At 71.1% G+C, this 19,206-nt stretch carries 13 protein-coding genes; 5 read left to right on the forward strand and 8 right to left on the reverse strand.

Annotated features, from left to right (window positions below; translation table 11 throughout):
- Position 1 precedes the first annotated feature (1 nt).
- Complete coding sequence (locus ADK52_RS21100; protein WP_053691395.1) at positions 2–736, forward strand: MgtC/SapB family protein; 735 nt, start codon at positions 2–4, stop codon at positions 734–736.
- On the opposite strand, the gene ADK52_RS21105 is transcribed toward ADK52_RS21100, so the two are convergent.
- The 5 genes from ADK52_RS21105 to ADK52_RS21125 form a co-directional block, all read right to left on the reverse strand.
- Positions 729–1,664 (reverse strand): carbohydrate ABC transporter permease, encoded by a 936-nt coding sequence (locus tag ADK52_RS21105; RefSeq protein ID WP_053691396.1) that lies wholly within the window; start codon positions 1,662–1,664, stop codon positions 729–731. The two genes, ADK52_RS21100 and ADK52_RS21105, sit on opposite strands and share 8 nt — an antisense overlap.
- A 13-nt stretch (positions 1,665–1,677) precedes the next feature.
- On the reverse strand, positions 1,678–2,622 hold the full coding sequence (locus ADK52_RS21110) for a carbohydrate ABC transporter permease (RefSeq protein WP_030154508.1): 945 nt from the start codon (positions 2,620–2,622) through the stop codon (positions 1,678–1,680).
- Positions 2,623–2,644: 22 nt separating this feature from the next.
- Complete coding sequence (gene ngcE / locus ADK52_RS21115; protein WP_053691397.1) at positions 2,645–4,069, reverse strand: N-acetylglucosamine/diacetylchitobiose ABC transporter substrate-binding protein; 1,425 nt, start codon at positions 4,067–4,069, stop codon at positions 2,645–2,647.
- Positions 4,070–4,372: 303 nt separating this feature from the next.
- Positions 4,373–7,102, reverse strand: coding sequence for an aconitate hydratase AcnA (acnA, locus tag ADK52_RS21120; protein WP_053691398.1), 2,730 nt, complete (start codon positions 7,100–7,102; stop codon positions 4,373–4,375).
- A 184-nt stretch (positions 7,103–7,286) separates the two neighbouring features.
- Complete coding sequence (locus ADK52_RS21125; RefSeq protein ID WP_053691399.1) at positions 7,287–8,315, reverse strand: LacI family DNA-binding transcriptional regulator; 1,029 nt, start codon at positions 8,313–8,315, stop codon at positions 7,287–7,289.
- A gap of 104 nt (positions 8,316–8,419) precedes the next feature.
- On the opposite strand from ADK52_RS21125, the gene ADK52_RS21130 reads away from it, so the two are divergent.
- The 3 genes from ADK52_RS21130 to ADK52_RS21140 all read left to right on the forward strand — a co-directional run bounded on the left by ADK52_RS21130 (position 8,420) and on the right by ADK52_RS21140 (position 13,712).
- On the forward strand, positions 8,420–10,354 hold the full coding sequence (locus tag ADK52_RS21130; RefSeq protein ID WP_199828529.1) for an amidohydrolase: 1,935 nt from the start codon (positions 8,420–8,422) through the stop codon (positions 10,352–10,354).
- A gap of 128 nt (positions 10,355–10,482) precedes the next feature.
- Positions 10,483–12,012: a helix-turn-helix domain-containing protein gene (locus ADK52_RS21135; protein ID WP_030863101.1), complete on the forward strand. Its 1,530-nt coding sequence runs from the start codon at positions 10,483–10,485 to the stop codon at positions 12,010–12,012.
- A 311-nt stretch (positions 12,013–12,323) separates the two neighbouring features.
- Positions 12,324–13,712 (forward strand): cytochrome P450, encoded by a 1,389-nt coding sequence (locus ADK52_RS21140; protein ID WP_053691400.1) that lies wholly within the window; start codon positions 12,324–12,326, stop codon positions 13,710–13,712.
- A gap of 12 nt (positions 13,713–13,724) precedes the next feature.
- On the opposite strand, the gene ADK52_RS21145 is transcribed toward ADK52_RS21140, so the two are convergent.
- Positions 13,725–15,272 (reverse strand): MFS transporter, encoded by a 1,548-nt coding sequence (locus tag ADK52_RS21145; RefSeq protein ID WP_053691401.1) that lies wholly within the window; start codon positions 15,270–15,272, stop codon positions 13,725–13,727.
- Positions 15,273–15,370: 98 nt separating this feature from the next.
- On the opposite strand from ADK52_RS21145, the gene ADK52_RS21150 reads away from it, so the two are divergent.
- Positions 15,371–17,440 carry a S9 family peptidase gene (locus tag ADK52_RS21150; protein WP_053691402.1) on the forward strand — a complete coding sequence of 690 codons (2,070 nt, stop codon included), beginning with the start codon at positions 15,371–15,373 and terminating at the stop codon, positions 17,438–17,440.
- On the opposite strand, the gene ADK52_RS21155 is transcribed toward ADK52_RS21150, so the two are convergent.
- Positions 17,437–18,096, reverse strand: a complete 660-nt coding sequence (locus ADK52_RS21155) for an HAD family hydrolase (RefSeq protein WP_053691403.1) — start codon at positions 18,094–18,096, stop codon at positions 17,437–17,439. The two genes, ADK52_RS21150 and ADK52_RS21155, sit on opposite strands and share 4 nt — an antisense overlap.
- Positions 18,097–18,244: 148 nt before the next feature.
- The gene (locus ADK52_RS21160; protein WP_234344120.1) at positions 18,245–19,180 is read right to left on the reverse strand and encodes an ABC transporter ATP-binding protein; all 936 of its coding nucleotides are present in this window, start codon (positions 19,178–19,180) and stop codon (positions 18,245–18,247) included.
- Positions 19,181–19,206: the final 26 nt, after the last annotated feature.

Consider the following 19,206-nt stretch of genomic DNA (forward strand, 5'->3'; position numbering starts at 1 on the left):
GATGCTGCTCAACGAATGGGAGATGGCCGGGCACCTGGCCGCCGCGCTCGGTTTCGGAGCGGCGATCGGCCTGGAGCGGCAGTGGCGCGCCCGGATGGCCGGGCTGCGGACGAACGCCCTGGTGGCGGGCGGGGCGGCGCTGTTCGTGCTGCTCTCGCAGTACGGGTTCATCGGCGCCGTCTCGGAGGTCCAGTACGACGGCTCCCGGGTCGCCGCCCAGATCGTCTCGGGCATCGGCTTCCTCGGCGCCGGCGTGATCATGCGCGACGGGCTGAGCGTACGGGGCCTGAACACGGCCGCCACCCTGTGGTGTTCGGCGGCCGTGGGCTGCCTGGCCGGCACCGGGATGTTCCTCCTGGCGGCCTTCGGCACGGCGGGCGTGGTGGGGGCCAACCTCCTGCTGCGCCCGCTGGGCCGGCGCCTGGACCGCGAGCCGCGCGGCGGGGCGGAGGTGGCCACCGACTTCCACTTCGAGGCCGTGTGCCTGGAGGCGGAGGAGGCCCACATCCGCCACCGGCTGGTCGACGCGCTCGGCCGGCCCGGCTACACGCTGCGCTCGATCCGCAGCCAGGACGGCCCGAAGGCCGGCCTGGTGACGGTGTCGGCGCTGCTGACCGCCGAGGGGGCGGCGGGGGGCCGGATGCTGGAGGAAGCGGTGAGCAACCTCTCGCTCGACCCGTCCGTCTCGGCGGTCAGCTGGTCGGTCGTGCCCGACCCGTCGGCCTCCGCTACTTGAGGGTGGCCGAGGTCAGGCCGGCCTGGATCTGCCGCTGGAAGGACAGGTAGACCACCAGCATCGGGATCATCGCGATGGTCACGCCGGCGAACAGCACCGGCAGGTCCGTCTCGTACCCCATCTGGTACTGCAGCTGGATCAGGCCCTGGGTGAGCATGTAGCGCTCGGGGTCCGATCCGGTCTGCGGCTGCATCAGCACGGAGGGCAGGATGTACTGGTTCCACTGGCCCAGGACATTGAATATCCCGACGCTGATCAGGCCGGGCTTGGCCATCGGCAGCATCACCTGGAAGAAGATCCGGGTGTCGGAGGCCCCGTCGATCACCGCCGCCTCGTGCACGGCCGTCGGCAGCGTGCGGAAGAAGGAGTGCATGAAGAAGACGGTGAACGGCATCGAGTAGGCCACGTAGACCAGGATCAGACCCTGGTACGTGTTGAGCATGTCCAGGCGCTTGACCATGAAGAACAGCGGGACGAGCGCCAGGAAGACGGGGAACATGGCCCCGCTGACGAAGAAGTAGTAGAAGAGCCGGTTCCCGGGGAAGGGGTAGCGGGCCAGTACGTACGCCGCCATCGAGCCGAGCAGCATGGTCAGCGGGACCGAGAACACCATCACGATCAGCGTGTGGGCGAAGTAGTCGCCGATGCCCTTGTCCCAGGCCCGGGAGAAGGCGTCGAAGTGCCAGTTGGAGGGCCAGCTGAGGGCCGAGCCGCCGATCTGGGAGTCGGTCTTGAAGGAGCCGAGCGCCAGCCAGATCAGGGGCAGGACGATCAGTATCGCCCAGACGGCGAGGAAGCCGTGGGAGAAGACGTTCAGCACCATGCCGTCGGAGCCGCTCTTCGCGCCCTCCTTGGAGCGGCCGCTGCCGCCGGACCGCTCGGCCGAGGCCTCGCCCGGCGCCTTGACCACTGTGGACTCTGCAGTCATCGGGGATCTCCTCTCAGAACTCGATGCGCTCGCGGCGGGTGGCGCGCAGCGTGACGACGGAGAGGATCATGGTCAGGACGAGCATGACCACGCCCATGGCGCAGGCGTAGCCGCTCTTGCCGAAGTACAGGAAGTTGCGCATCAGCACGGTGGCCATGACCTCGCTGTGGTGGTCGGGCCCGCCGCCGAACTGGCCGGAGGTCATGGTCGACACCAGCACGAACATGTCCATGGCGGCGATGCCCAGGTAGACCGCGGAGGTCTGTACGGAGTCCCACAGCAGGGGCAGCGTGACCTTGAGGAAGGTCTGGGCGCGCCCGGCGCCGTCGAGCAGCGCGGCCTCGTAGATGTCCTTGGGCACGGACTGCATGGCGGCCGAGAAGAGGACCAGGTAGAAGCCGACTCCGTGCCAGACCACCACCAGGAGCAGGCACCACAGCACGAGGTTCGGCTGGTTGAGCCATTCGACGGGGTGGGCCGGGTCCACCAGGCCCAGCTTGGTGAGGAACCCGTTGAGCAGCCCGCCCTCGTCGCTGCGGTACACCGCGCCGAACAGCACGGCGAGGATGGCCAGCGACAGGACCTGCGGGAAGAAGTAGACGATCTTGTAGACGGAGGAGCCGCGGACGCCCCGCACCCCGCCCGCCCCGCTGCGCCCTCCCGCGTTCACCATGAAGGCGAAGAAGAGGGCCAGCAGGATGGTGATGGTCGGGACGAACACCAGGAGCAGCAGGTTGTGCCACAGGGCTCCGCGGAAGACCTCGTCCTTCATCAGCGCGGAGTAGTTGTCCAGGCCGACGAAGTCGAACGTGGGCGACTGTCCGGACCAGTTGGTGAAGGAGTAGCCGAACGTCTGAATGTACGGCCAGATGACGAAAGTCAGGTACAGCGCGAGCGGCAGGATGAGGAAGCCGGCGATGAAGCCGATCCTTCCCTTGCCCTGGGCTACTTGGCTCATGGTGTCCGCCCCTTGGACGATGTCAGCTGCGGTGGTTGTTCTTGGCGTTCGGGTCCTTGGCAGCCTTGTCTACCGCAGCCTGGGCCCGCTTGATCCATTCCTTTGGCTGGATCCGCTTGGCCATCAGCTCATTGGACGCGTTCTGGATCTCGGTGTCCATCTCGCTGTACCAGTCGGGGTACAGGTAGTTGAAGGTGTTCGTCCCGGCCGTCTTGACGGCCGCGACCGCCGACGCCGTGCCCGGGCGCAGCTTGACGTTCGGGTCGACGCCGTCCTTGACCACGGTGAGGGAGTTGGCCTGCTGGGCGAAGAGGGTCGACCATTCGCGCGACAGCATCGAGCGGAGGAACTCCAGGCCGCCGGCCTTGTTGGCGGCCTTCTCCGGGACGATGAAGGGCTCGCCGGCGCCGGCCCGGATGGCCTCGAAGGGCAGTTTGCTGTCGGCGAGCGTCGGCACCGGCAGGAACTTCATGTCGAAGTCGTCCGGGGTCTGCTTGAGCTGCTCGTTCTCCAGCCAGGAGCCGGAGGGGATGAAGGCCGCCTTGTACTGGTTCCACGCGGTCTGGGACTCCGTGTGGGTGAGGCCGTTGGTGCCGGCCATCAGCAGGTCCTTCTCGACGACCTCGTAGACCGCCTCGACGGCGGCGAGGGCGGCGGGGTTGCCCTCGAAGGCGTTCGGCTCCAGGTTGTCGATCGCCTTCATGGCCTCCAGACCGCCCTTCTTGGCGATCAGGTCCATGATGACGACGTTGATGTAGTACGGGAACTTGCCCTGGTGGGCGAGTCCGCCGATGCCGGCGGCCTTGGCCTTGGTGCAGATGTCCAGGAACTCGTCCCAGGTCTTCGGCTCGGCCCAGCCCTTCTCCTTGAAGAGCTTGCCCGAGTACCAGAAGCCGAACACGGTGTAGACGTAGTAGAGGGCGACGAACTTTCCGCCCTGGGTGCCCTGTTCGACGGTGCCGGGGATGAGCATGTCCCGGACCTTCTTGGCCGGGTCGTCGAGCGAGGGCGCGTCGAGCACCGGGGTGAGCTCGGCGAGCTGGCCGCCCTTGGCGAGGACGTCGACCTTGATCTGCTGGGCGCCCGAGTCGTCGATGACGTCCGGCGGGTTGCCCCCGTTGAAGCGGGGCTGGAGCTTGGCGGCGATCTCCTGGGTGCCCAGGTGGGAGCTGGTGGTGCCCCACTTCTTGTCGAAGGCGGCTTCCCAGGCCTTCGCGTAGTCGTCGCCGAACCCTCCCTTGAAGACGACGACGTCGAGCTTGCCGCCCTTGGCGACGCCGAACGGGTTCTCCTTGGTCACCGCGCCCTTGTCCGGCCCCTTCGTGGTGTCCTCGCCGCCGGAGGCGCAGGCGGACAGGAAGCTCATCGTGGGCACCGAGATCAGTCCCAGTGCCGCGGAGCGCTTGATCAGGTCACGGCGGCCGATGCCCTCACCAGTGGATCCCATGCTCATGTCCTCGCCTTCGTCAGAAGTGTGAAGGAGGCCGAGACTCGGCGAATGCCCGTGGTCACCGCACATACGGACGTCACCGCAGCTCCCGCCACCCCCCGGTCCGGTGCCGCTCGTAACGCGATGATCCGGACGAGGCACAGGTATAGTCCACTTCCGTTCATGTGAGCAAGATCATGCACACGGTTGTCCGTCAGCTTTTCCGAGTTGAGACCTCCCCGAAACCTGGACCGGGCCGGAAAAAGCGGAAGGGCCGTACCCCCTTGACGGGGATACGGCCCTTTGGTGCCGCTACGGAGCTCAGCCTCGGATGAGGTTGCGGAGCACGTACTGCATGATGCCGCCGTTGCGGTAGTAGTCCGCCTCACCGGGGGTGTCGATGCGGACGACCGCGTCGAACTCCACACCGGTGTCGGTGGTGACCTTGACGGTGCGCGGGGTGGTGCCGTTGTTCAGCTCCTCCACACCGGTGAAGGAGAAGGTCTCCTCGCCGGTGAGGCCCAGCGAGGCCGCCGAGGCGCCCTCCGGGAACTGGAGCGGGAGCACGCCCATGCCGATCAGGTTCGAGCGGTGGATGCGCTCGTAGGACTCGGCGATGACGGCCTTGACGCCGAGCAGCGCGGTGCCCTTGGCGGCCCAGTCGCGGGACGAGCCCGAGCCGTACTCCTTGCCCGCCAGGATGACCAGCGGGATGCCGGCGGCCTGGTAGTTCTGGGAGGCGTCGTAGATGAAGGAGACCGGCGCGCCCTCGACCGTGAAGTCGCGGGTGAAGCCGCCCTCGGTGCCCGGCGCGATCTGGTTGCGCAGGCGGATGTTGGCGAAGGTACCGCGGATCATGACCTCGTGGTTGCCGCGGCGGGAACCGTACGAGTTGAAGTCGCGGCGCTCGACGCCGTGCTCGGTGAGGTACTTGCCGGCCGGGGTGTCGGCCTTGATCGCACCGGCCGGGGAGATGTGGTCGGTGGTGACCGAGTCGCCCAGCTTCGCCAGCACGCGCGCGCCGGCGATGTCGGAGACCGGGGTGGTCTCCATCGTCATGCCCTCGAAGTAAGGGGGCTTGCGGACGTAGGTGGACTGCGGGTCCCACTCGAAGGTGTTGCCGGTCGGGATCGACAGCGCCTGCCACTGGGCGTCGCCCGCGAAGACGTCCTGGTAGGACTTGCTGAACATGTCCTCGCCGATGGCGTTCGCCACGACGTCGTTGACCTCGGCCTCGGACGGCCAGATGTCCTGGAGGAAGACCGGCTTGCCCTCGGTGTCGGTGCCGATGGCGTCCTTGGTGATGTCCACCTTCATGGAGCCCGCGATGGCGTACGCGACGACCAGCGGCGGGGAGGCCAGGTAGTTCATCTTGACGTCGGGGTTGATCCGGCCCTCGAAGTTGCGGTTGCCGGAGAGCACCGAGGTGACCGCGAGGTCGTGCTCGTTGATCGCCTTCGAGATCTCCTCGTCCAGCGGACCGGAGTTGCCGATGCAGGTGGTGCAGCCGTACCCGACGAGGTTGAAGCCCATCTTGTCCAGGTACGGGGTCAGGCCGGCCTTGTCGAAGTAGTCGGTGACGACCTTCGAGCCCGGGGCCAGGGTGGTCTTGACCCACGGCTTGCGGGACAGGCCCTTCTCGACCGCCTTCTTGGCCACGAGCGCCGCGGCGACCATGACGTAGGGGTTCGAGGTGTTGGTGCAGGAGGTGATCGCGGCGACGGTGACGGCGCCGTGGTCGATCTCGAAGGAGGTGCCGTCGGCCAGGGTGACCTGGGTCGGGCGGGTCGGCACGCCGTTGGCGGCGGCCGGGGCGTCGGAGGCCGGGAAGGACTCCTTGCCCGCCTCGTCGTCGTCCTCGACGTAGTTGCGCACGTCCAGGGCGAACTGCTGGGAGGCGTTCGCCAGGATGATGCGGTCCTGCGGGCGCTTCGGACCGGCGATGGAGGGGACGACCGTGGAGAGGTCGAGCTCCAGCTTCTCGGAGAAGTCCGGCTCGGCGGCCGGGTCCAGCCACAGGCCCTGCTCCTTGGCGTACGCCTCGACCAGGGCGACCTGCTGGGCGTCGCGGCCCGTCAGGCGCAGGTACTTCAGCGTCTCGTCGTCGATCGGGAAGATCGCGGCGGTGGAGCCGAACTCCGGCGACATGTTGCCGATGGTGGCGCGGTTCGCGAGCGAGGTGGCGGCGACGCCCTCACCGTAGAACTCGACGAACTTGCCGACGACGCCGTGCTTGCGCAGCATCTCGGTGATCGTCAGCACCAGGTCGGTGGCGGTGGTGCCGGTCGGCAGCTCGCCGGTCAGCTTGAAGCCCACGACGCGCGGGATCAGCATGGAGACCGGCTGGCCGAGCATCGCGGCCTCGGCCTCGATGCCGCCGACGCCCCAGCCCAGCACGCCCAGGCCGTTGACCATGGTGGTGTGCGAGTCGGTGCCGACGAGGGTGTCGGGGTACGCCTGGCCACCCCGGACCATGACGGTGCGGGCCAGGTGCTCGATGTTGACCTGGTGGACGATGCCGGTGCCCGGGGGGACGACCTTGAAGTCGTCGAAGGCGGTCTGGCCCCAGCGCAGGAACTGGTAGCGCTCCTTGTTGCGGCCGTACTCCAGCTCGACGTTCTGCGCGAAGGCGTCCTTCGTGCCGAACTTGTCGGCGATGACCGAGTGGTCGATGACCATCTCGGCGGGCGAGAGCGGGTTGATCTTCGCCGGGTCGCCGCCGAGGGCCTTCACGGCCTCGCGCATGGTGGCGAGGTCCACGACGCAGGGGACGCCGGTGAAGTCCTGCATGATCACGCGGGCCGGCGTGAACTGGATCTCCTCGCTGGGCTGGGCCTGCGAGTCCCAGTTCCCGAGCGACCGGATGTGGTCGGCGGTGATGTTCGCGCCGTCCTCGGTGCGGAGCAGGTTCTCCAGCAGCACCTTCAGGCTGTAGGGAAGGCGGGCAGCGCCCTCAACCTTGTCCAGCCGGAAGATCTCGTACGACTCGTCGCCCACCTGCAGCGTGCTGCGGGCGTCGAAGCTGTTCGCCGACACGACAGTCTCCTTCATGCATGAAATTCGCGCGTATTACCGCAATCCTGCCGCCACGCCCTGTGGCCAATCCGCTAAGGTAAGGCTAAGTTAGGTGAGCCTTACCAGCAGGGGCGGCTGCGGTACGCCTTCGGCAGATATCTCGATGTCGAGATAACTCTAGTGCATTGCCGCGCCCTGGTCATGCACGGCATGGGCCAGATCACAGCGGCGGCGTGCCCGCGGCCGAGCGCGGAGGCGTGCGCGAGGACGTGCGTACGGTCAGCGCGGCCGGGACGGTCAGCTGGCCGGGCTCCGCTCCGTGCGGGGATTCGAGCAGCGCGACCAGCGCGGCGACGGCGCTCTCCCCGATCACCTCCGGGCGCAGGGTCACGGTGCTCACCGGAGGGTCGCCCGCCGCGTACGAGGGGTCCTCGCTCGCGCAGACGAGCAGCAGCTCGTGCGGTATCCGCAGCCCGTGCCGGGCGGCGGCGGCCAGCACCTGGCGGCCGCCGGGGTCGTACACGCAGTACACGGCGTCGGGGCGGGGGCGGCCGGGCCCGGCGAACACGGGGTCGAAGGCGTGGCCCGGGGTGTCCTCGGGGTCGAAGGGGACCACCAGCGGCTCCGCCCCGCGCTCGGCGCACCAGCGGGTGTAGGCCGAGGTGACGGCTTCCGTGTAGTACTCGCGGCCGTACGCCGAGTGCAGCGCGATCCGCGTGGCCCCGGCGGCCGCGAGGTGGTCGAGGACCTCGCGGGTGGCGACCTCGTGGTCGTTGTCCACCCACACGTCCTCGGGCCGCGGCTCCGGGGGCCGGCCGTCGAAGACCACCGGCAGGCCGCGGGCCCGCAGGGCGCGGAGCACCGGATCGCCGGCCGGGCTGTCGAGGAGCAGCATCCCGTCGACGGCGAGGTCGTGCCACAGCGGCTCGGCGCCGCGGTCGGCGGGCAGCAGGGTGAGGGCGTAGCCGCGGGCGTGGGCGGCCGCGGTGGCGGCGGTCAGCAGCCGGGAGAAGTAGGCGATCTCGACGTAGTTCCAGGCCGAGCCCGCGTACGTGGTGACGGCGAGGCCGAGCGTACGGGTGCGGGGGCCGCGGCGGGCGCTGTAGCCGAGGGCGGCCGCCACCTCGCGGACCCGGCGGCGGGTGGACTCGCCGACGCGGCCGGTGCCGCCCAGCGCGTGGGAGACGGTCGCGGTGGAGACCTCCGCGGCGCGCGCGATGTCGGCGATGGTCGGTCCGGGGCCGGGCACGGGGTCATCGTACGGACGGCGGTGCGGATTTCGTCGGCCGCGGCGGGTTCTGGTTAAGGGGTTAATCAAACAGTGTCCTGGCCACACCGACGTTTGGAGTGGCCATGACCTCTGCTTCCTTCTCTTCCCCCCTGTCCCGGCGGGGCCTCCTCGGGGCCGTCGGGGCGGCGGGTGCGGCCGGTCTGCTGGGCGCGGGGCCGGCGGCCGCGGCCACCGCCACCGCCTCCGCCACCGCCACCGCCACCGCCTCCGGCGGGCGCGGCTCGGCCGCCCTGGTGATCCACAACGCCCGGGTGTTCACCGGGACCACGGGCGGCGGGGCGCCGGTCGAGGCGGTCGCGGTCGGCCGGGACGGGAAGATCCTGGCCACCGGGAGCGGTTCGGCGGTGCGCCGGCACGTCGGGCGGGACACCGAGGTCGTCGACGCGCGCGGGAACACCGTGATGAGCGGCATCCACGACGGCCACCTGCACCCGCTGGGCGCCGGCGACCGGTCCCTGCGGCCCTCGCTGGAGGGGGCGGAGACCACGCTGCCCGAGCTGCGGGAGCTGCTGGCAGGCTTCCTCGCCGACACCGGGGGCGCGGACGCGGAGCCGGACCGCTGGCTGGTGGTGGAGGACTGGAACCCGGTCGGGCTGCTGCCGACCGGGAGCGTGCCGCACCACTCGATGCTGGACGCGCTGGCGACCCGCAGACCGGTCGCGCTGGTCGGCGGCGACGGGCACAACCTCTGGGTCAACCGGCGGGCCCTGGACATCGCCGGGATCACCGCGGCCACCCCGGACCCGGTCGGCGGCCGGATCGTGAAGGGTCCGGACGGGCAGCCGACGGGTGTCCTGAAGGACGACGCGCAGGACCTGGTGAAGCGGCACATTCCGGAGCCCTCCCGGGCCGAACTGGTCGCGGCCTGCGCGAAGGTGCTGGAGCTGGCGGCGGCGTCCGGGGTCACCACGATGATGGACGCCCTCGTCGGGCGGCACGAGCTGGAGCTCTACCAGGCCCTGGCGGCGGCGGGGAAGCTGCCGCAGCGGATCGTGCCGGCGATCCGGCTCGACGCCGGCCAGACCAAGGACCCGGCGGCCGCACTGGCGTACGCGCGCGGGTTGCGCAAGGAGTTCGAGGGGGTGCGGGGCCTGCGGTTCGGGATGGTCAAGGTGTTCCTGGACGGGGTCATCGAGTACCCGGCGCAGACGGCCGCGCTGCTGGAGCCGTACCTGGACGGGAACGGGAAGCCGACGGCGAACCGGGGCGAGCTCTACACCTCGGCGGCCGACTACGGCCGGCTGACGGCGGCGTTCAACAAGGCCGGCTGGCAGTTGCACGCCCACGGGCTCGGGGACCGGGCGGTACGGACCGCTTTGGACGGGTACGCGTACGCCCACCGGGTGACCGGGCAGCGGGACGCGCGCAACGCGATCGCCCACCTGCAGATCGTGGACCCGGCGGACCTGCGGCGGTTCGCGCAGCTGGGCGTCGCGGCGTGCATGCAGCTCCAGTGGGCGGCGCAGGACACCTGGACGATGGACGCGCTGCTCCCGTACATCGGCCCGGAGCGCCACCGGTGGATGTACCCGGCGCGCAGCCTGGAGCGGGCGGGGGCCCGGCTGACGGGTGGCTCGGACTGGCCGGTCGACGCGCTCCAGGTGTGGAACCAGCTGCGGACCGCGATCGACCGGCAGGGCGCGTACGGGACGGGCGAGCTGTACCGGGAGCTGGAGGGACTGAGCCGGAACTCGGTGCTGCGGATGCACACGGCCGGGACGGCGTGGCAGCTGCGGCAGGAGGGGCTGACGGGGACGGTGGAGCCGGGCAAGGCGGCGGACCTGGTGCTGCTGGACCGGGATGTGACCCGCTGTCCGGTGGCCGACATCAGCGGAACCGGCGTACGGATGACCCTGGTCGGCGGCCGGGTGGTGCACGACGCCGGGTCGGCGGCGGGCCGCGCCGCGGCGGCCCGGGCGGCCCGCGCGGGGTCCGGACCGCGCCCGGCGGCGTACGCGGCGGTGCACGGCGGCCGCCACCACGCGTGCGGCCACTAACCGGCACAATGAGCTGGATGTCCGTAATAGGAGTGATGTGTTGGGAGACGGGTGGACCTGACGGTCGGTAACACCCGTCTGCCACACCCGACGCAGGCGACATCTCATATCTGAGATACGGTGCACCCATGGCAGACGACTACCTCGTACGCATCGGCAAGCTCATCCGTGACGCCCGGCAGCACCGGGGCTGGACGCAGAGTCAACTCGCGGACGCACTCGGCACCAGCCAGAGCGCCGTGAACCGGATCGAGCGCGGCAACCAGAACATCAGCCTTGAGATGATCGCCCGAATCGGTGAAGCTCTCGACAGCGAGATCGTCTCTCTGGGCTACGCCGGCCCGATGCACCTGCGGGTCGTCGGCGGCCGCCGGCTGTCCGGCGCCATCGACGTCAAGACGAGCAAGAACGCCTGCGTGGCACTGCTGTGCGCCTCGCTGCTCAACAAGGGCCGTACGGTGCTGCGCCGGGTCGCCCGCATCGAGGAGGTCTACCGGCTCCTCGAAGTCCTGAACTCCATCGGCGTCCGCACCCGCTGGATCAACGAGGGCGTGGACCTGGAGATCGTCCCGCCGGCCCGCCTCGACATGGACGCCATGGACGCGGACGCGGCCCGGCGGACCCGGAGCATCATCATGTTCCTGGGTCCGCTGCTGCACCGGATGGACCAGTTCCGCCTGCCGTACGCCGGCGGCTGCGACCTCGGTACCCGCACCATCGAGCCGCACATGATCGCGCTGCGCCGCTTCGGCCTGGACATCACGGCGACCGAGGGCATCTACCACGCGAAGGTCGAGGCGGGGGTCTCCCCCGGCCGCCCGATCGTGCTGACCGAGCGCGGGGACACGGTCACCGAGAACGCGCTGCTGGCCGCCGCCCGGCACGACGGCGCCACCGTCATCCGCAACGCCTCCTCCAACTATATGGTCCAGGACCTGTGCTTCTTCCTGGAGGCGCTCGGCGTACGGGTGGACGGCATCGGCACGACGACGCTGACCGTCCACGGCGTCCCGAACATCGACGTGGACGTGGACTACTCCCCCTCCGAGGACCCGGTCGAGGCGATGAGCCTGGTCGCCGCCGCGGTGGTCACGGAGTCGGAGCTGACGATCCGCCGGGTCCCGATCGAGTTCATGGAGATCGAGCTCGCGGTGCTGGAGGAGATGGGCCTCGACCACGACCGCTCGGCGGAGTACACGGCGGACAACGGCCGTACCCGCCTGGTCGACCTGACGGTCCGCCCCTCGAAGCTCGAAGCCCCGATCGACAAGATCCACCCGATGCCGTTCCCCGGGCTGAACATCGACAACGTCCCGTTCTTCGCGGCCATCGCGGCCTCGGCCCAGGGCCAGACGCTGATCCACGACTGGGTGTACGACAACCGGGCCATCTACCTGACGGACCTCAACCGCCTCGGCGGCCGCCTCCAGCTCCTGGACCCCCACCGCGTCCTGGTCGAGGGCCCGACGCGCTGGCGCGCGGCGGAGATGATGTGCCCGCCGGCCCTCCGCCCGGCGGTGGTCGTCCTGCTGGCGATGATGGCGGCGGAAGGCACCTCGGTCCTGCGCAACGTCTACGTCATCAACCGCGGTTACGAAGAACTCGCGGAACGCCTCAACTCGGTGGGTGCCCAGATCGAGATCTTCAGGGACATCTAGTCCGCGCCCGGCTCGTGCCCCGGAGCCCCGCCGTTGCCCCGCTCGGGGGAACGGCGGGGCTCCGGCGCGTCGACCTCGCCGTCGCCCTCGCCCCGTACGCCCGCGATGGCCTCGCCGGCCGGGAAGAAGTTCGGCCGGGTACCGCGAGGCCCTCGACCGGGACGAGGACGGCATCGCCTGCGACGAGCAGCCGGTCGCACGCGGACGCCTGCCGGGCGGCTGGATCGCGCCGGTCGGCGCCGGCGTCCACGGCGTCGCAGCCGCCGGACGTGCAGAATCGGGGCCGTCGGTACGGTGTCGAGGGGGCGGCCATGGCAGTGGAAACACGGACGGACGGCGGAACCGGTGGTACGGAGGTTCCCGCGCTCGCGGGGGTCCCGCTGCTCGGTTCCCTCTTCGACCTGAGATCGGACTCGCTCGGGACCTACCTGCGCGCCCAGCAGCGGCACGGCGACGTCGTACGGATAACCGCCGGGCCGCCCGGGCTGCGCGCCGAGCTCTACTGCGTCTTCTCCGCGGAGGGCGCGCAGCAGGTCCTGGCCGCGGAGTCGGCCAACTTCCGCAAGGACAACGCCTTCTACCAGGAGCTCCGGGACTCCTTCGGGAACGGTCTGCTGACCAGCCAGGACGAGGACTACATGCGCCAGCGGCGGCTGGTCCAGCCGCTGTTCACCAAGCGCCGGGTGGACGGCTACGCCGGCGCCGTCGCCGCCGAGACCCGGGCCGTCGTCGAGGGCTGGGAGCTGGCTCCGGGCTCCGTGATCGACGTCGGCGAGGAGATGATGCGGCTCGCCCTGCGCGCGGTCGCCCGCATCCTGTTCGGTACCGACGTGGAGGCCACGGTCGACGTCGTCGACCGGTGTTTTCCGGTCATCACGGAGTACGTGCTGCGCCGCGGCTACTCCCCCGCCAACATCCCGCGCAGCTGGCCCACTCCGGGCAACAAGCGGGCCGCCGCCGCGATGGACGAGCTGTACGCGGTCTGCGACAGGATCATCGCCGAGCGGCGCAGCGGGACCGCGGCCGGGGGCGAGGACCTGCTGAGCCTGCTCGCCGCCGCCACGAGCACGGACGACGGTGAGTTCGACGCCGCCGAACTGCGCGACCAGGTACTGATCTTCCTGCTCGCCGGGCACGAGACGACCGCCACCTCGCTCGCCTTCTCCCTGCACCTGCTGGCCCGCCACCCCGAGCAGCAGGCGCGGGCCCGCGAGGAGATCTCCCGCGTCCTGGGCGACCGTCCGCCGGAGGCCGCCGACCTGGACCGGCTCCCGTACCTCACGCAGGTCCTCAAGGAGGCGATGCGGCTCTACCCGGCGGCCCCGGTGATCGGCCGCGGCTCGGTCGCGGCCACCGAGGTGGGGGGCCGGACCATCCCGGCGGGCTCGGACGTGATCCTGGCGCCGTGGGTGACGCACCGCCACCCCCGCTACTGGCCGGATCCGGACCGCTTCGACCCGGACCGCTTCACCCCGGAGGCGGAGGCCGGCCGCCCCCGCTACGCCTGGTTCCCGTTCGGCGGCGGCCCGCGCGCCTGCATCGGGCAGCACTTCTCGATGCTGGAGTCGGTGATCGCGCTGGCGATGATCCTGCGGACCTGCTCGTTCGAGGCCGTGGACACCGAGATACCGGTCAGCGCCGGAATCACCCTGCGGGCGGACGGCCCGATCCGCTGCCGCATCCGGCACGCGACCCGGTGACCCGGTGACCCGCTAGACGGCGGCCGGTGTGTGGTTGCCCTTGAGGCGTTCCAGGTCCGAGGGGCGGACCTGGATCGCGAACAGCGCGATGACCGCCGCGATGAGGGCGAAGCAGGCCGCGACGATGAACGCGGCGCTCACGCCGGAGGTGAGCACCTGGTCGCCCCACGGGTCCGGCAGCCGGCCGGTCCGCAGGAACATGGCCTTCTGGGCCGGATCGGCCTGGCTCAGGAAGGCCGGGACCTGGTCGTGCGCCTCGTTGCGGCTGGCCGTGCCGAAGACGGTGACCAGGATGGACAGGCCGAGCGATCCGCCCACCTGCTGCGTCGTGTTGAGCAGGCCGGAGGCCGCGCCCGACTCCCGGTCGGCGACGTTGGACAGGGCCATCAGGGTCAGCGAGACGAACTGCATGCCCATGCCGAGGCTGAACACGAGCATCGGGCCCAGGATGCTGCCGAGGTACGTGGAGTGGATGTCGGTCTGCGTCAGCCAGGCCAGGCCGGCCGCCGAGCACAGCGCGCCCGTCACCATGAAGGGTTTCGGCCCGAACTTCGGCAGCAGCTGGGAGGTGATCCCCGCGCCGACGGCGATGACGGCGCTCACCGGCAGGAAGGCGAGGCCCGCCTCCAGCGGGCTGAACCCCAGCACGTTCTGCACGAACAGGGTCAGGAAGAAGAACATGCCGAACATGGCGCAGGCGAGGAAGAGCATGATCCCGTAGGAGCCGGCCCGGTTGCGGTCGGCGAACATGTGCAGCGGCGTGATCGGCTGTGGCGAACGCCGCTCGTTGAGGAAGAACAGCAGGAGCAGGACCACGGCCGCCCCAAAGGAACCGAGGGTGATCGGGTCGGTCCAGCCCTCCTCGGCGGCGCGGATGAAGCCGTAGACGAGCGAGACCATGCCCAGGGTGGACAGCAGTGCGCCGGCGAGGTCGAAGTGTCCGGGGTGGCGTTCGGATTCGCGGATGACCCGCCTGGCCATGAAGGCGATGGCCAAGGCGATGGGGACGTTGACGAAGAGCACCCAGCGCCAGCTGAGCCATTCGACGAGGATGCCGCCGGCCAGCAGTCCGATCGCGCCGCCGCCCGCCGAGACCGCGGCGAACACGCCGAACGCCCGGTTGCGGGCCGGGCCTTCGCGGAAGGTGGTGGAGATCAGCGCCAGCGCGGTCGGGGAGGCGATGGCGGCGCCGACGCCCTGGAGGGCCCGGGCGCCCATCAGCTGGCCCTCGTTCTGCGCGAGTCCGCCCAGCATCGAGGCCAGGCCGAAGAGCAGCACGCCGGAGATGAACACGCGCTTGCGGCCGAGGATGTCGCCGGTGCGTCCGCCGAGCAGGAGCAGTCCGCCGAAGGTGAGGGTATAGGCGTTGACGACCCAGGACAGGCTCTCGGTGGAGAAGCCGAGGGCCGTCTGGATGTGCGGGAGCGCGATGTTCACGATGGTGATGTCGAGAACGACCATGAGCTGGCAGGACGCGATGACGAACAGCGCGAGCCCGTTGCCGCTTCCTCGGACCTTGCCGTCGGTCCCGTTGCTGATCGGCGTTGCGTTCCCATCCACCTTTTCGACGCTAAACCTGGAGCGGGGGGTACACCACTCGAATGGGCTAGGCTGCATGACATGTACAGTGTGCCATTTCACATGACACACTGCGGATCATGGATGACTTCCTCAGGCTCTCCGCGAGCACCGGCCGCTTCACCTACGGCGCCCCGCGCGCGTTCTCCTTCGGGGACGACGGCCGGCTGCTCTGGTTCCTCCGCTCCACCGGCCCCACCGACGCCTTCGACAGCCTCTGGGTCCTGGACACCGCCACCGGCGCCGAGACCCGGCTCGCCGACCCGCGCGAACTGTCCCCCGAGCCGGGCGCCCTGCCGGCCGCCGAGCGCCGGCTGCGGGAGCGGACCCGGCTCGTGGCCGCCGGAATCGGCTCGTACGCGCTCTCCGGCGACGGCCGCAGCGCGGTGTTCCCACTGCACGGGCGGCTGTACCAGGTGGGTTACGAGAGGTCCGGCGAGGGGACCGCCAAGCCGGCCGAGGAGATCCCGGCCGCCGGGCCCGCCCTCGATCCCCGCCCCAACACCGACGGCTCCCGCACCGCTTACGTCACCGGCGACGCCCTGCACACCTCCCCCGGCGGCCGGATCAGCCCGGACGACGGAGCCCGCTGGGGCCTCGCGGAGTTCGCCGCCGCCGAGGAGCTGGACCGGGACCGGGGCCATTGGTGGTCCCCCGACGGGCAGACCCTGCTGGCCGCCCGCGTGGACGAATCCGGCCTCCAGCGGCGCCACTTCGCCGACCCCGCGCGTCCCGAGCTCCCGGCCGAGGACTTCGCGTACCCCGAGGCGGGCGGCCCCAACGCCGAGGTCCAGCTGTGGGTGCTCCGCCCGGACGGCGCCCGGGTCCGGCTCGACTGGGACGCGGCCGCGTACCCGTACGTCTCCGACGCCGACTGGGAGTCGGAGACGGAGATCCTGCTGACCGTCCAGGACCGGCTCCAGCAGAACGTGCTGCTGCTCACCGCCGACCCGGCCACCGGCCGTACCCGGGAGCTGTCACGTACCGTGCACCCGCACTGGGTCGACCCGCTGCCCGGCACCCCGGCCCGGCTCGCCGACGGGCGGATGCTCACCGCCGCCGACACTCCGGGCGGCGCCGCCCGCGGCCTCGCCCTCGACGGGGAACCGCTGACCGGGAACGGGATCCAGGTCCGCGGGGTGGCCGGGGTCCACCAGGACCGGCTGCTGATCGAGGCCGGGCTGCGCGACCCCGCCGAGCAGCAGGTGCTGCTCCTCGACCCCGCGACGGGGAACCTGACCCCGCTCGCCGACGGACCCGGCGTGCACTCCGTCCGCGCCTCGGCCGGGACGCTGCTGCTGACCAGCGCCGACGCCGACGGGATCCGGCGCATCGTACGCACCCCCGACGGGCGCGAGTTCGTACCCGGCGACCTGTCCGCGCCGCTGCCGTACCGGGTGGTCCCGGTGCTGGAGCGGGTCACCGAGCACGGCATCCCCACCGCGCTCGTGCTCCCCCGCGGCCATGTCCCCGGCCGGCGGCTGCCCGTGCTGATGGACAGCTACGGCGGCCCCGGCTACCAGGACGTCTGCGCCGAGCCGCGCCGCTGGCAGCAGCGCCAGTGGTGGGCCGACCGGGGCTTCGCGGTGGTGACCGTCGACAACCGCGGGACCTCGTACGTCTCGCCCGACTTCACCCACGCCGTGTACCGCGGGTTCTCCGAAGTCACCCTGGACGACCAGGTCGCGGCCCTGCACGCGCTCGCCGCCCGCCACGGCGACCTGGACCTCGGCCGGGTCGGGGTGCGCGGCTGGTCGTACGGCGGCTACCTCTCCGCGATGGCGGTGCTGCGCCGCCCGGACGTCTTCCACGCGGCGGCCGCCGGGGCCGCGCCGACGGACTTCCGCCACTACGACACGGCGTACACCGAGCGGTACCTGGGCCTCCCCCAGGACCACCCGGACGTCTACGAGCGGGACTCCCTGATCCCCGACGCCCCGGGCCTGTCCCGGCCGCTCCTGCTGATCACGGGCCTGGCCGACGACAACGTCCACCCCTCGCACACCCTGCGCCTCTCGCAGGCGCTGACGGACGCGGGCCGCCCCCACCAGCTCCTGGCCCTCCCCGGGGTCACGCACATGACCCCGAACGGGACCCGGGAGAAGATCGCGGCGCTGGAGCTGGAGTTCTTCCGCCGCGAACTGGCCTAACCGGCAGAGAGCCCGGTCGCGAAGGCGAGGATCGCGGGCGCCGCCTCGTGCAGGCTCGCGAAGTGGCGGTGCACCCCGTCCACCGGGGTCGGGGTGTTGACCCCCCACACCGTCATGCCGGCCCGCAGCCCGGACTCGACGCCTGCCGGCGCGTCCTCGATGACCAGGCAGTCCTGCGGCCCGGCACCGAGGCGCTCCGCGGCCAGCAGGTAGGGGACCGGCGACGGCTTGCCCTCGGGGACGGCGGCGGCGTCGACGAGTACGCCCGGTACCGGCAGTCCGGTCCGCGCGAACCGCCCGCGCACCCGGTGCTCGTAGTTCGAGGTCACCAGCGCCCAGCCTCCCGCGGGCAGGCCGGACAGCAGCTCCGGCGCACCGGGGAAGGCGGCGTAGGCACCGGAGCGGACGTCTTCGTCCTCCAGTTCGTGCAGCGCGGCGAGGCAGGCCCGCGGGTCGTGTCCGGGCGCCACTTCGGCGAAGGTCTCCATGGGACGGGTCCGCAGCGCCACGCGGTGGACCGCGTCGGGGTCCAGTCCGTACCGTGCCGCCCAGGTCGCCCAGACCCGGCGCTGGTTGGCCGCCGCGTCGATCAACGTGCCGTCGACGTCGAAGAGGACGAACTTCGCGGGGCCCGGCCGGGTGATTTCGCTGGTCACGCCGTGATCATGCCATCGGCCCGTCGGGCGGTCCGCCGCGGGGGCACCCCCGGACGCCCCCTGCCCCCCGGGCATCCGGAACAGCGGAGGGCCCCGGAGCCGATCGTGTCGGCGCCGGGGCCCTCCTTCTTCTTCCCCTGGATCCCCGTCAGTCACCGGGGAAGTGGCAGGCCACCTCGCGGGAGGCGGCGATCCGCAGCAGCGGGCGGTCCGTGCGGCAGACCTCCTGCGCCTTCGGACAGCGCGGGTGGAACGTGCAGCCCGGGGGCGGGGCGGCCGGGCTCGGCGGGTCGCCGAGCAGCACGATCCGCTCGCGCCGCCGCTCGGCCGCCGGGTCCGGCAGCGGTACGGCGGAGAGCAGCGCCCGGGTGTACGGGTGCTGAGGGTTCTCGTACAGGGCGCGCTTCTCGCCGATCTCGACGATCCGGCCGAGGTACATGACGGCGACCCGGTCGCTGACCCGTTTCACCACGGACAGGTCGTGCGCGATGAACACGTACGCCAGGCCCAGTTCGCGGCGCAGCCGTTCCATCAGGTTGACGATCTGCGCCTGGACGGAGACGTCGAGGGCGGAGACCGGCTCGTCGGCGACGATCAGCCGGGGGCTGGTGGCCAGGGAGCGGGCGATCCCGATGCGCTGGGCCTGGCCGCCGGAGAACTCGTGCGGGTAGCGGTCGATGTGTTCCGGGATCAGCCCGACCAGGTCCATCAGCTCGGCCGCCCGGCGGCGCGCGTCGGAGGCCGACCAGCCCTGCACGAGCAGCGGGTCGGAGATGATCCGGGCCACCGTCTGGCGGGGGTTGAGGGAGGAGTGCGGGTCCTGGAAGACCATCTGGAGGTGGCGCCGGTGCGGGCGCAGGCCGCGCTGCGAGAGCCTCGTGATGTCCTGTCCGTCGAACGTGATGCTGCCGGAGGTGGGTTCCAGCAGCCGGACGAGCATCCGGCCGGTGGTGGACTTCCCGCAGCCCGACTCCCCGACCAGGCCGAGGGTTTCGCCCGCCGCGAGGTCGAAGGAGACCCCGTCGACGGCGCGCACGGGCGCCCCCCGGCGCCCGGACGCGGTGCGTCTACCGGGGAAGGCCATGGTCAGGTCGCGTACGGAGAGCAGCG

It is taken from the genome of Streptomyces sp. WM6372, from assembly GCF_001279655.1.
Lineage (GTDB): Bacteria > Actinomycetota > Actinomycetes > Streptomycetales > Streptomycetaceae > Streptomyces.